This window comes from Methylobacterium sp. Leaf99 (assembly GCF_001422375.1).
Lineage (GTDB): Bacteria > Pseudomonadota > Alphaproteobacteria > Rhizobiales > Beijerinckiaceae > Methylobacterium.
In genome coordinates, this window is record NZ_LMMU01000010.1 from 34,571 (window position 1) to 47,283 (window position 12,713).

A 12,713-nucleotide genomic window follows, 5' to 3' on the forward strand; every position below is an offset into this window, starting at 1 on the left:
CGGTGGTCAGATCGGCTACAACTAYCAGTTCACCCCGGGCTCCGGCTTCGTCGTCGGCGTCGAGGCCGATGCCCAGTACGTCGATTTCGGTCGTGAGCGGAACCGCTTCTCCGCCACCGGYCCSCTGGCCGCCCAGCAGGTGTTCAACCCGGCCGGCGTGTCGAGCCTCGACTACTTCGGCACCGTGCGCGGCCGCCTCGGCTACGCCTTCGACCGCACCCTCGTCGGCCGTGACGTTCAAGGTCGAAGGCCTGTACGTGAAGCTCGACCAGAACAACCGCAACGCCGGCGCCTTCGCCGTCAACAACGCCGGCGCGACCATCTTCACCAACAGCCCGGGCGTCGTCCTGGCCAGCGGYGGCCGTCAGGTCCGCGACACCGAGTTCGCCGTCGTCCGCGCCGGCCTGAACTACAAGTTCGGCTCGTACTAGGACCCGACCGGCGCCCCTCACCGGGCGCCACCGGCTCCACGAACCCCAGAAGCCCGGCCGAAAGGCCGGGCTTTTTCGTGCGCCGCATCCGTCATGCCGGTGCCATGCGAAGCCGGTAGGAGGCGCGGTTCTCAGGATTCGACGGAGCCGATTGATGACGCAGCCGACGCGAACCCGCTCGCGGGCGGCCGAAGACGCCGAGGATGCCGGCTCCAATGCCAGCGCCAACGCCACCTTCGGCGACGTGGTCGCCGCGCGCTTCGACCGGCGCGACCTCCTGCGCGGGCTCCTCGGGGTCGGCGCCATCGCCGCCGTGGTGACGCCCCGCGCCCTCGCCGCCCGCGAGGCCCACGCCGCCCAGGGGCGGAACGGCGACGCGTCCGCTCCGACCCGCTTCCCCTTCGCGGAAATCGAGGCGGGTTCGGACACGCATCATCACGTGGCGGCGGGACACGACGCCCGGATCCTCATCCGCTGGGGCGACCCCGTCCTGCCCGGCGCCCCGGCCTTCGATCCGCACAACCAGTCGGCCGCCGCGCAGCGCCAGCAGTTCGGCTACAACAACGACTTCGTCGGCTACTTTCCCATGCCGGGCGCACCCGACCCGGCCGCCCACGGACTCCTGGTGGTCAACCACGAATACACCAACGAGGAACTCATGTTCCCCGGGCTGGGGCGCCAGGACCTCAAGGGCGTGGCCTTCGCCGGCATGACGCGGGACCTCGTCGAGATTGAGATGGCGGCCCATGGCGGCTCGGTGATCGAGATCCGGCGCACGGACGGCCGCTGGGCCGTGGTGCCGGATTCGCGATACGCCCGCCGCATCACCGTGGAGACCCCGATGGTGCTCACCGGCCCCGCCGCGGGGTCCGAGCGCCTGATGACCGCCGCCGACCCCACCGGCCGCGCCGTCCACGGCATGATCAACAACTGCGCGGGCGGCACGACTCCGTGGGGCACGTGGCTCACCTGCGAGGAGAACATCAACTACTACTTTTCGGGGACGCTCCCGCAGGACTCGGCGGAGGCCGCCAACCACAAGCGCTTCAACCTGCCGAACTCCGCCTACGCCTGGGGCCGGTTCCACGAGCGCTTCGACATCGGAAAAACCCCGCGCGAGCCGAACCGCTTCGGCTGGGTGGTGGAGATCGATCCGTTCGATCCGAATTCCGTCCCGAAGAAGCGCACCGCCATGGGCCGGTTCAAGCACGAGGGCGCGGCCGGCATCGTCGCGAAGACGGGGCAATACGTCGTCTACCAGGGCGACGACGAGCGCTTCGACTACGTCTACAAGTTCGTCACCGCGGGGCGGGCCGACGGCGGCGACCGCGACCTGCTCGATTCCGGCACGCTGCACGTCGCCCGCTTCGATCCGGACGGGCGCGGCACCTGGATGCCCCTGGTGTTCGGACGGGGACCCCTGACGCCGGAGAACGGCTTTGCCAGCCAGGCCGACGTGCTCATCGGCGCGCGCCTGGCCGCCGACCGTCTCGGCGCCACCAAGATGGACCGCCCGGAGGACGTCGAGGCCAACCCGAAGACCGGCAAGGTCTACGTGATGCTGACCAACAACGGGAAGCGCACACCCGATGGGGTCGACGCCGCGAACCCGCGCGCCGACAACCGCTTCGGCCACATCGTCGAGCTCACCCCCGATGACGGCGACCATGCCGCGCCCGGCTTCGCCTGGGAGATCCTGGTCCGCTGCGGCGATCCCGCCATCGCCGCCGTCGGCGCCACCTTCTCGTCGGCGACCACGAAGGACGGCTGGTTCGGCATGCCGGACAACTGCGCGATCGACGGCCAGGGCCGCCTCTGGGTCGCCACCGACGGCAACTCGGCGTCGCGCACGGGCCGATCCGACGGCCTCTGGGCCCTGGAGACGGAGGGCCAAGGGCGCGGCACGGGCAAGCACTTCTTCCGGGTGCCGTGCGGGGCCGAGATGTGCGGGCCGTACTTCACGCCCGACGACACCACCTTCTTCGTCGCCGTCCAGCATCCGGGCGAGGCGGACGAGGACGATCCCAAGGCCGCGCCCGCCACCTTCGAGGCCCCGTCCACCCGCTGGCCGGATTTCGATCCCGCCCTGCCGCCGCGCCCGGCCGTGGTGGCGATCACGAAGCACGGGGGCGGTCGCGTCGGCACCTGAGGGTGCCAGCGCCGCGACGCGATAAAAGGCTTCCCCCGACCGTCAGCCCTTCTTAACCAACCCTGTCCCATGCCATGGGGTATCGTGCCCTTCGGGCATGGGGTCGGTGCGCCCGGCGGATCGGGGGACCCGACCCCATCCCGCGGGGGGGAAGCCCCTTTCTGTTTCCGGTTTGTTCCGGTATGGTCAGAGGATGAAGGCGAATGCTGCACGGTCTCCCTCTGCGACCCGGTCCACGAAGCAGGCGGCCGTGCCGTCGCCCGCGCGGAGCGCTCCGGTGAGCGACCCCGCGCGCGACCTTTTCGTGGGTGGCAAGGCGCCGGCGCCGACGGCCGCCGAGCGGCGCACGCGCGAATCCGCCGTGGCGCCGCTCGTGCTCCCTTCGGCGGAGGCCGGCTACGACGCCTCGGCCATCGAGGTGCTGGAGGGGCTGGAGCCCGTGCGCCGCCGCCCCGGCATGTATATCGGCGGCACCGACGAGCGCGCCCTGCACCACCTCTTCGCCGAGGTGATCGACAACGCCATGGACGAGGCGGTGGCGGGGCATGCCAGCTTCATCGAGGTGGAGCTGGAGGAGAGCGGCCACCTCGTGGTGACCGACAACGGCCGCGGCATCCCCGTCGATCCGCACCCGAAGTTTCCGGGAAAATCCGCCCTGGAGGTCATCATGACCATCCTGCACGCGGGTGGAAAGTTCGATTCCAAGGTCTACGAGACGTCGGGCGGCCTGCACGGCGTCGGCATCTCCGTGGTCAACGCCTTGTCCGACGAGCTCGAGGTCGAGGTCGCGCGCGCCCAGACCCTCTACCGCCAGACCTTCTCACGGGGCCACGTGCAAGGGCCCCTGGAGACCGTGGGCCGGGTGCAGAACCGGCGCGGCACCCGGGTACGCTTCCACCCCGATGCCCAGATCTTCGGGGCCCTGAAGTTCGATCCGCGCCGCCTGTTCCGCATGGCGCGCTCCAAGGCGTACCTGTTCGGCGGCGTCGAGATCCGCTGGCGCTGCGCCCCCGCCCTGATCGAGGGCATGGACGACGTGCCGGCCGAGACCGTGCACCGCTTCCCCGGCGGCCTGCGCGACTATCTCGCTCGCGATCTTGAGGGCAAGGAGCTCGTCACCGACGCGATCTTTTCGGGCAAGATCACCAAACCGGGCGGCCACGGGTCCCTCGAATGGGCGGTGGCCTGGATGGTGGTCGAGGACGGCGTCTCGGCCTCCTACTGCAACACGATCCCGACAGCCGAGGGCGGCACCCACGAGAGCGGCCTGCGCGTCGCCCTGCTGCGGGCCCTGCGCGAGCACGCCGAGCGGGTGAACCAGGCCAAACGCATGACGGCCGTCACCACGGACGACGTCATGGCGACCTGCGCCTCGATGCTGTCGGTGTTCATCCGCGAGCCCGAGTTTCAGGGCCAGACCAAGGACAAGCTCGCCACGGTGGAAGCCTCCCGCATCGTCGAGACGGCGATCCGCGACGCGTTCGACCATTGGCTCGCCGCCTCGCCGGCCCAGGCCAACAAGCTCCTCGACTGGGTCATCGACCGGGCCGAGGAGCGCCTGCGCCGCCGCCAGGAGAAGGACGTCGCGCGCAAATCCGCCACCCGCAAGCTGCGGCTTCCCGGAAAACTCGCCGATTGCTCGAAGGCCGGCATGGCCGGCTCCGAGATCTTCATCGTCGAGGGCGATTCGGCCGGCGGCTCGGCCAAGCAGGCGCGCGACCGCGCCAGCCAAGCCATTCTGCCGCTGCGTGGAAAAATCCTCAACGTGGCGTCGGCGAGCCGCGACAAGCTCGTCGCCAACCAGCTCATCTCGGACCTGACCCAGGCGCTCGGCTGCGGCACCGGCAACAGCTTCCGCCTGGAGGACCTTCGCTACGAGAAGGTCATCATCATGACCGACGCCGATGTCGACGGCGCCCACATCGCCTCCCTGCTGATCACGTTCTTCTACCGGCAGATGCCGAAGCTCATCGACAAGGGCCACCTCTACCTGGCGATCCCGCCGCTCTACCGCCTGACCCACGGCGCCAAGACGGCCTATGCCCGCGACGACGCCGACAAGGAGCGGGTGATCAAGACCGTGTTCAAGGGCGCCAAGGTCGAGATCGGCCGCTTCAAGGGTCTGGGCGAGATGATGCCGGCGCAGCTGAAGGAGACCACCATGGACCCCAAGAAGCGCACGCTCCTGCGCGTCGGGGTGCTGGAGGATGCCCGCATCTCCACGGGGGACGCCGTAGAGCGCCTCATGGGCAACAAGCCCGAAGCCCGCTTCGCCTTCATATCCGAGCGCGCGGCCTTCGCCGACGGGGCCGAGCTGGATATCTGATCCAGGCTCCAGGCCGATCGCAAGATCCTCCGGGTCTCGAAGAGCATAGCCCTTCGCGGGTCCAGGGCTGGCCCTGGCAACCGTGTCGGGCCCTGCCCGACACCCGCCGAAGGGATGATCCCTTCGGAATCCCGGATCAGGCTTTCTTAGCCGTCGCCTTGCGCGCGGCTGCGGGTTTCGCCGCCGCCGCTTTGGGGGAGGCCGCTTTGGCAGGCGCCTTCTTCGCGGCCGGCTTCTTGGCCGGGGCGTCCGCGCCATCGGTCGTCACGGCCTTCGCAGCCGCCTTCTTAGCCGGAGCCTTTTTCGCAGGGGCCGACTTCGCCGACGCTTTGCGGGCCGGGGCGCGCTTCTTGCCGCCGCCCGATGCCTCGCGGGCGGCGATGAGTTCCAGGGCCTGGGGGAGGTCGATGTCCTCCGCCGCCTGAGTTTTGGGCAGGGTCGCGTTGGTGGTGCCGTCGGTGACGTAGGGGCCGTACTTGCCCGATTTCACCACGATGGCCTTGCCCGTCTCGGGATGGTTGCCGAGGGCCCGGCCCGGATCGGCGGCGGGGCCGCGGCGGCCGCCGCCCTGCTCCTTGGCGACGATGATGTCGATGGCCCGGTTGGCGCCGATCTCCAGCACGTCGTCGTCGCGGCCGAGATTCGCGTACATCTTGCCGTGCTGGACGTAGGGCCCGAACCGGCCGAGATTGGCCAGGATCGGTTCGCCGGTCTCGGGGTGTTTCGCCACCTCGCGCGGCAGGGACAGCAGCTTCAGGGCCTTCTCCAGGTCCACGCTCGACGGGCTGAGGCCCTTCGGGATCGAGGAGCGCTTTGGCTTCGGCGCCTCCTTGTCGGGGGAGGCCTCGCCGAGCTGCACGAACGGGCCGAAGCGGCCGTCCCGCAGGCTCACGGCCATGCCGGAGACCGGATCGGTGCCGAGCACCCGCGTGCCGGGCTGGCCGCCATTCTCCGAGGTGCCGTCGCCGTCGCCCTCGACGGCGGACGCCGCGAGCTGCCGGGTGTACTTGCACTCGGGGTAGTTCGAGCAGCCAACGAAGGCGCCGAACTTGCCGAGCTTGAGCGAGAGCTGGCCGGCGCCGCAGGTCGGGCAGGTGCGCGGGTTCGAGCCGTCGGCCTTTTCGGGGAAGATGTGGGCGCCGAGCAGATCGTTCAGCGCGTCGAGGACCTCGGTGACGCGCAGCTCCTTGGTGCCCGCGATGGCCGCGGAGAAGTCTTTCCAGAAGTCGCGCAGGACCTCGCGCCAGTCGATCTCGGCGTTGGAGACCCGGTCGAGCTGGCCCTCGAGGTCGGCGGTGAAATCGTACTCGACGTAGCGCTTGAAGAAGCTCTCGAGGAAGCCGGTGACGAGGCGGCCCTTGTCCTCGGCCACCAGGCGCTTCTTCTCGATCTTCACGTATTCGCGGTCGCGCAGGGTCTGCAGGATCGCCGCGTAGGTGGAGGGCCGGCCGATGCCGAGCTCCTCCATGCGCTTGACGAGGCTGGCCTCGGAATAGCGCGGCGGCGGCTCGGTGAAGTGCTGGGTCGAGGCGATGCGCTCGCGCTTGAGGGCGTCGCCGGCCTTCATCGGCGGCAGGCGACGGCCGTCCTCGTCCTCCTCGTCGTCCTTGCCCTCCTGGTAGAGAGTGAGGAAGCCGTCGAATTTAACGACCTGCCCGGTGGCGCGCAGATCGAGCTTGCGCGGGCCGACATGGGCGACGATGTCGACGGTGGTGCGTTCCAGTTCGGCCGATTCCATCTGGCTCGCCACCGTGCGGGTCCAGATGAGTTCGTAGAGCTTGGCCTGCTCGGCATCCACCGTGCGGGCCACGGTCTTGGGCAACCGGCCCATGTCGGTGGGGCGCACGGCCTCGTGGGCCTCCTGGGCGTTCTTGGCCTTGGTGCTGTACTTGCGCGGCGCCCCCGGCAGGTAGCGCTCGCCGTACTCCTTGGCGATGACTTGGCGCGCGTCGGCGATGGCCTCGGGCGCCATGTCGACGCCGTCCGTCCGCATGTAGGTGATGAGGCCCACCGTCTCGCCGCCGATCTCGACGCCCTCGTAGAGCTTCTGAGCCGCCCGCATGGTCTGGGCCGGAGCCATCCCGAGTTTTCGCGACGCTTCCTGCTGCAGGGTCGACGTGGTGAAGGGTGGCGCCGGATGACGCTTTGCCGGCTTTGCTTCAACGGTGCCGACGGAAAACGTCGCGAGTTCGAGGTCGCGCTTGAACGCCGCCGCCTCGTCGCCGGTGCCGACGTCGAGGCGCTGGATCTTCTTGCCGTCCGCGCCCGTGAGCCGGGCCTCGAACACGGCGCCGGTCTCGGTCACCAGGGTCGCGACGAGGGACCAGTATTCGCGGGGGCGGAACACCTCGATCTCGCGCTCGCGCTCGCAGACGAGGCGGAGCGCCACGGACTGGACGCGGCCGGCCGAGCGGGCGCCCGGGAGCTTGCGCCACAGGACCGGAGAGAGGTTGAAGCCGACGAGGTAGTCGAGGGCGCGGCGCGCCAGGTAGGCGTCGACCAGGGCCTGGTCGATCTGGCGCGGGTTGCGCATGGCGGTGTCCACCGCCGCCTTGGTGATGGCGTTGAAGGTCACCCGCTCCACGTGCATGCCCTTCAGGGCGCGCCGGGCGTTGAGCGCCTCGACCACGTGCCAGGAGATGGCCTCGCCCTCGCGGTCCGGATCGGTCGCGAGGATCAGGCCGTCGGCGCCTTTGAGCGCCTTGACGATGTCGGAGACCCGCTTCGAGCCGCGCTCGTCGAGCTCCCACAGCATGTGGAAGTCGGCCTCCGGATCGACGGAGCCGTCCTTGGCCGGCAGGTCGCGGATGTGGCCGAACGAGGCGAGCACCTCGTAGTCGCGGCCGAGGTACTTGTTGATCGTCTTGGCCTTGGCCGGCGACTCGACGACGACAACTTTCATGGAGGGATTCCGAGCCTCTCGTGAGGGCCTCTTTTCCGCAACGGGCGGTTGAGCGCCCGAGGGCGCTTCGCCGATGCGGCAAGGCGGGCCGCCTCCCGGGGGAGGGGCCTTTTGCGGGGCATGAAGTGGGTTAACCCTCGGGCGATGTCAAATGGAGACACTTTGCCGGGTGCGCCGGGGCCCTCGGACGACCGCCGTCTTGCGGGCGCCGCGTGCCCGCTGTAGCGCTGACCCTCGTGATGACCAGCGCCCCGACTCCGCCCGGCTTCCCCCACCGCCACCTCCTCGGCATCGAGGGCCTGTCGCGCCCCGACATCGAGGCCCTGCTGGAGCGGGCCGATGCCGCTGTGGCCCTCTCCCGGCAGGTGGAGAAGAAGCGCACCACTTTACGCGGTCGCACGCAGATCAACCTGTTCTTCGAGCCGTCCACCCGGACCCAGGCGTCGTTCGAGCTCGCCGGCAAGCGGCTCGGCGCCGACGTGATGAACATGTCGGTGGCGTCCTCCTCGGTGAAGAAGGGCGAGACCCTCATCGACACCGCCGCGACCCTCAACGCCATGCGCCCCGACATCATCGTGGTGCGCCACCACGCGGCCGGCGCCGTGCATCTCCTGGCGCGCAAGGTCGATTGCGCCGTGGTCAATGCCGGCGACGGCGCCCACGAGCACCCGACCCAGGCGCTCCTCGACGCCCTCACCATCCGCCGCAACAAGGGCCGGATCGAGGGCCTGACCGTGGCCATCTGCGGCGACGTCCTGCATTCGCGCGTCGCCCGCTCCAACATCATCCTGCTCCAGGCCCTCGGCGCCCGGGTCCGGGTGATCGGTCCCTCGACCCTGCTGCCCACGGGCCTCGCCCGCTTCGGCGTCGACGTGTTCACCGACATGAGGCAGGGACTGGCGGGGGCCGACATCGTCATGATGCTGCGCCTCCAGCGCGAGCGCATGAACGGGTCCTTCGTGCCCTCCGTGAAGGAGTACTTCCGCTATTTCGGACTCGACGGCGACAAGCTGGCGCTCGCCGCTCCCGACGCCCTGGTGATGCACCCGGGCCCGATGAACCGCGGCGTCGAGATCTCGTCGGAGGTCGCCGACGGCGCGCAATCCCTCATCCGCGAGCAGGTCGAGATGGGGGTCGCCGTCCGCATGGCCGTGCTCGAAGCCCTCGCGACGCACCTGCCGAACGCTTGACATGCCCCCGCGCGACTTCGACCTTGATCTCCCGGCGATCCGCAAGCGCCTGGAGCGGGAGGGCTGGCGGATACGCCCCGCAAAGGGACCCCACGAGATCTATGTCCGTGAGGGCCGGCCGAACGTCGCGGTTCCGCGCGGTCGGGGCGACCTTTCACCGGGAACGGCACGCGCGATCGCCCGCAATGCGGGTTGGCTCGACGGGAGCAGGACGCCATGACGGCCTATATCGGCATCCTCGAGAAGGAGCCCGGAACCCTCTGGGGCATCTGGTTTCCCGATCTGCCCGGGTGCATCGCCGCCGCCGGGACGGCCGACGAGACCATATCCCAGGCGGGAGAAGCGCTCGCGCAATGGTTCTCCCTCATGCGGGAGGACGGTGAGACGCCGCCGCCGCCCCGGACCATCGAACAGCTTCGCGGCGATGCGGACTTCGCCGAGGCCCTGGCCGCCGGGCATATGGCCATCGTGATCCGGCCGCCCGTCGATGAACTCGACCTCGACGACGGCCAGTTGCGGGCCGTGGACGAGGCGGCCGAGCGGCGTGGCCTGTCACGGCGTGGCGTCGTCCGCGCCTTCGTTCTCAGCCAGATTTCAGGATGAGCGTGCCCCCCCTTCTCCTTACCAATGCCACCCTGTGCGATCCCGCCACCGGCCGGCAGGCCCCCGGCCACGTCCTCGTGCGCGATGGCCGCATCGCCGACATCGCTTGGGGGGCCGCCCCGGCCGCCCCCGGGGGGGCCGAGACCGTCGACTGCGCCGGGCATGTCCTCGCCCCCGGCCTCATCGACATGCGCGCCTTCGTCGGCGAGCCGGGCGCGGAGCACCGCGAGACACTGGCTTCCGCCAGCGCGGCGGCGGCCGCCGGCGGGGTCACCACCCTGGTCTGCATGCCCGACACCAACCCGGTTATCGACGGGCCGCCCATCGTCGATTTCGTCCTGCGCCGGGCCCGCGACACGGCCTGCGTCCATGTCCTGCCGGCGGCCGCCATCACCAAGGGGCTGGCCGGGCGCGAGATGACGGAGTTCGGCCTGCTGCAGGAGGCCGGCGCCGTGGCCTTCACCGACGGGCTCAAGGCCGTGACCAACGCCCAGGTCCTGCGCCGGGCCCTCACCTACGCCCGGGATTTCGACGCGCTGATCATGCAGCACGTCGAGGAACCCGACCTCGTCGGCGAGGGCGTGATGAACGAGGGCGAGATGGCCTCGCGCCTCGGCCTCATCGGCATCCCGCGCGAGGCCGAGACGGTGATGCTGGAGCGCGACATCCGCCTCGTGCGCCTCACGGGCGCCCGCTACCACGCGGCGATGATCAGTTGCGCCGATTCCGTCGAGATCGTGCGCCGGGCCAAGCACGACGGCCTGCCCGTCACCTGCGGCGCGTCGGTGAACAACCTCGTCCTCAACGAGGGCGATATCGGCCATTACCGCACCTTCTGCCGGCTCTCGCCGCCGCTCCGCCACGAGACCGACCGCCTCGCCCTGGTGGCGGCCCTGAACGAGGGCGTGGTCGACGTGATCGTGTCGGACCACAACCCGCAGGATGTCGAGACCAAGCGCCTGCCCTTCGCCGAGGCCGCCGACGGGGCGCTCGGCATCGAGACCCTGCTCGGCGCCGCCCTGCGCCTCGTCCACACCGGCGACATCGCCCTGCCGCGCCTGCTCGCCGCCCTCACGGCGCATCCGGCCAGGATCCTCGGCCGCGAGGCCGGGCGCCTCGCCGTCGGCGCGCCTGCCGACCTTGTGCTCATCGATCCGGACGTGCCCTACATCCTCGACAAGCGCAGCCTGAAGTCGCGCTCGAAGAACTCGCCCTTCGACGAGGCGCGCCTGCAGGGGGCCGCCGTGCTCACCCTCGTCGGCGGCCGGGTCGTCTTTCGCCATGGGGGCTTCGCGTGACCTATGCCGAGGCCGCCTCGGTGCCGATGCTGTGCGCGAGTCTCGCCGGGGGCTACCTCCTCGGCTCGATTCCCTTCGGCCTGATCTTCACGCGTCTGGCCGGCCTCGGCGACGTGCGCGCCATCGGCTCGGGCAACATCGGCGCCACCAATGTCCTGCGCACGGGCCGCAAGGGCCTGGCCGCCGCCACCCTCCTGGGGGATGCCCTCAAGGGCACGGTGGCCGTGCTCATCGGCCTGCGCTTCAACCTGGAGCCGGCCCTGGCGGCGGGGCTCGGTGCCTTCCTCGGCCACCTGTTCCCGGTCTGGCTCGGGTTCAAGGGCGGCAAGGGCGTGGCGACCTTTCTGGGCGTGCTCCTGGCGCTCAGCCCGGTGGCGCTCGCCGCCTTCGCGGCGATCTGGCTCGGCCTCGCCTTCAGCCTCCGGTACTCATCCCTCGCGGCGCTCGCCGCCTCGGCCGCCACGCCCGTCGTCCTGTGGGCCCTGGGACAGCCGGGGGTTGCATGGCTCTTCCTCCTGCTCGCGGCCCTGCTATGGTGGAAGCACGCGCCCAACATCCGCCGGCTCCGCGCCGGCACCGAAGGGCGCATCGGGCAGAAGGGCTGAGGAAGACCGACGCCGCCCGGGAGCGAGGGGGCAGGGCGATGCAACTCAACGATGCCCAGCGCCTCGACTGGCTCCGCCTCATCCGCGCCGAGGGCATCGGCCCGCGCACCTTCCGCACCCTGATCAACCGCTTCGGCGGGGCCGGCGCCGCCCTGGAGGCCCTGCCGACCCTCACCGGCCGCGCCGGCCGCAGCGTCACCCCGCCGACGCGGGCCGAAGCGCAAGCCGAGCTCTCCGCCGCCGCCCGCCTCGGCGCCCGCCTCGTGGCCCTGGGCGAGGACGACTACCCGAAGCTGCTCCAGGCAGCGGACTCCGCTCCGCCGCTCCTGGCCGTGCGGGGCGACCCGGCCGTCCTGAACCGGCCGGCCGTGGCCATCGTCGGCTCGCGCAACGCCTCGGCCGCCGGCCTGAGCGTCACCGAGCGCCTCGCCCGCGAGCTCGGCGCGGCCGGTCTCGTGGTGGTCTCGGGGCTGGCCCGCGGCATCGACGCCCGCGCCCACAAGGCCGCCCTCCCGTCCGGCACCGTGGCGGTGCTGGCGGGGGGGCACGACCGGATCTATCCGGCCAACCACGCCGGCCTCGTCGCGGGGATCCTGGAGGCGGGCGGGGCTGTGGTGGCCGAGATGCCCATGGGCTGGGAGCCGCGGGGCCGCGATTTCCCGAGGCGCAACCGCATCATCTCGGGGCTCAGCCTCGGCACCGTCGTGGTCGAGGCGGCGCGGCGCTCGGGCTCCCTCATCACCGCACGCTTCGCCCTGGAGCAGGGCCGCGAGGTCTTCGCCGTGCCGGGCTCGCCCCTCGACCCGCGCGCCGAGGGCACCAACGACCTCATCCGCCAGGGCGCCACCCTGGTGGCCGAGGCCGCCCACGTCCTCGAGGCCGTCGCCCCCCTGATCGGGCGCGATGCGGAGGGCCGCGAGCCCCTCGCCCGCGACCGGCCCGATCTCGCCGACGCACCGATCTTCTGGGACGAACTCGACGTCGACGGGATCGTGCTGCCGATGCCGGTGGATTCCTTCGACCCGCCCGAACCCGCGGACGACCGCGCCCGCCTCATCGGGCTGCTCAGCCCGACCCCCATCGGCACCGACGACCTCGCCCGCGCCGCGGGCCTGAGCGTGCGGGTGGTCCAGACGACGCTCCTCGAACTCGAACTCGACGGGCGCATCGAGCGCCACGGCAGCGGGGCGGTGTCGCTGGTGGGATGAG

At 70.9% G+C, this 12,713-nt stretch carries 9 protein-coding genes and 1 pseudogene; 9 read left to right on the top strand and 1 reads right to left on the bottom strand.

Features of this window, described 5'->3' with window-relative positions:
• The 3 genes and pseudogenes from ASF28_RS23460 to parE form a co-directional block, all read left to right on the top strand.
• Nucleotides 1-431: pseudogene (locus ASF28_RS23460) on the top strand (outer membrane protein); the annotation flags it as partial.
• A 154-nt stretch (nt 432-585) separates the two neighbouring features.
• Nucleotides 586-2,580, top strand: a complete 1,995-nt coding sequence (locus ASF28_RS18155) for a PhoX family protein (protein ID WP_056095976.1) — start codon at nt 586-588, stop codon at nt 2,578-2,580.
• Between the two features lie 277 nt (nt 2,581-2,857).
• Nucleotides 2,858-4,906 carry a DNA topoisomerase IV subunit B gene (parE, locus tag ASF28_RS18160; RefSeq protein WP_056095979.1) on the top strand — a complete coding sequence of 683 codons (2,049 nt, stop codon included), beginning with the start codon at nt 2,858-2,860 and terminating at the stop codon, nt 4,904-4,906.
• Between the two features lie 136 nt (nt 4,907-5,042).
• Here the strand turns inward: parE and topA are convergent, their stop codons facing one another.
• Nucleotides 5,043-7,808, bottom strand: coding sequence for a type I DNA topoisomerase (topA, locus tag ASF28_RS18165; RefSeq protein WP_056095982.1), 2,766 nt, complete (start codon nt 7,806-7,808; stop codon nt 5,043-5,045).
• Between the two features lie 239 nt (nt 7,809-8,047).
• Between topA and ASF28_RS18170 the strand changes: the two genes are divergently transcribed.
• Genes ASF28_RS18170 through dprA form a run of 6 tightly spaced genes read left to right on the top strand, consistent with a single transcriptional unit; the run spans nt 8,048 to nt 12,712 of the window.
• The gene (locus tag ASF28_RS18170) at nt 8,048-8,998 is read left to right on the top strand and encodes an aspartate carbamoyltransferase catalytic subunit (RefSeq protein ID WP_056095985.1); all 951 of its coding nucleotides are present in this window, start codon (nt 8,048-8,050) and stop codon (nt 8,996-8,998) included.
• Between the two features lies 1 nt (nt 8,999).
• Nucleotides 9,000-9,218 (top strand): type II toxin-antitoxin system HicA family toxin, encoded by a 219-nt coding sequence (locus tag ASF28_RS23755; RefSeq protein WP_082476651.1) that lies wholly within the window; start codon nt 9,000-9,002, stop codon nt 9,216-9,218.
• On the top strand, nt 9,215-9,601 hold the full coding sequence (locus ASF28_RS18175; protein ID WP_056095990.1) for a type II toxin-antitoxin system HicB family antitoxin: 387 nt from the start codon (nt 9,215-9,217) through the stop codon (nt 9,599-9,601). Before ASF28_RS23755 ends, ASF28_RS18175 begins: the two co-directional genes overlap by 4 nt.
• Nucleotides 9,598-10,899 (top strand): dihydroorotase, encoded by a 1,302-nt coding sequence (locus ASF28_RS18180; protein WP_056095991.1) that lies wholly within the window; start codon nt 9,598-9,600, stop codon nt 10,897-10,899. Before ASF28_RS18175 ends, ASF28_RS18180 begins: the two co-directional genes overlap by 4 nt.
• A complete protein-coding gene (gene plsY, locus ASF28_RS18185; protein ID WP_200912694.1) occupies nt 10,896-11,504 on the top strand; it encodes a glycerol-3-phosphate 1-O-acyltransferase PlsY in 609 nt (202 codons plus the stop codon). The genes ASF28_RS18180 and plsY overlap by 4 nt, the downstream gene beginning before the upstream one ends.
• Nucleotides 11,505-11,542: 38 nt before the next feature.
• Nucleotides 11,543-12,712, top strand: a complete 1,170-nt coding sequence (dprA, locus tag ASF28_RS18190; RefSeq protein WP_056095994.1) for a DNA-processing protein DprA — start codon at nt 11,543-11,545, stop codon at nt 12,710-12,712.
• Nucleotide 12,713: the final 1 nt, after the last annotated feature.

Bases quoted from the DNA above. Each gene is read 5' to 3' on its own strand.
- ASF28_RS18155 (WP_056095976.1), top strand. From the start codon at position 586: ATGACGCAGCCGACGCGAACCCGCTCGCGGGCGGCCGAAGACGCCGAG.
- topA (WP_056095982.1), bottom strand. From the start codon at position 7,808: ATGAAAGTTGTCGTCGTCGAGTCGCCGGCCAAGGCCAAGACGATCAAC.
- ASF28_RS18170 (WP_056095985.1), top strand. From the start codon at position 8,048: ATGACCAGCGCCCCGACTCCGCCCGGCTTCCCCCACCGCCACCTCCTC.
- ASF28_RS23755 (WP_082476651.1), top strand. From the start codon at position 9,000: ATGCCCCCGCGCGACTTCGACCTTGATCTCCCGGCGATCCGCAAGCGC.
- ASF28_RS18175 (WP_056095990.1), top strand. From the start codon at position 9,215: ATGACGGCCTATATCGGCATCCTCGAGAAGGAGCCCGGAACCCTCTGG.
- ASF28_RS18180 (WP_056095991.1), top strand. From the start codon at position 9,598: ATGAGCGTGCCCCCCCTTCTCCTTACCAATGCCACCCTGTGCGATCCC.
- dprA (WP_056095994.1), top strand. From the start codon at position 11,543: ATGCAACTCAACGATGCCCAGCGCCTCGACTGGCTCCGCCTCATCCGC.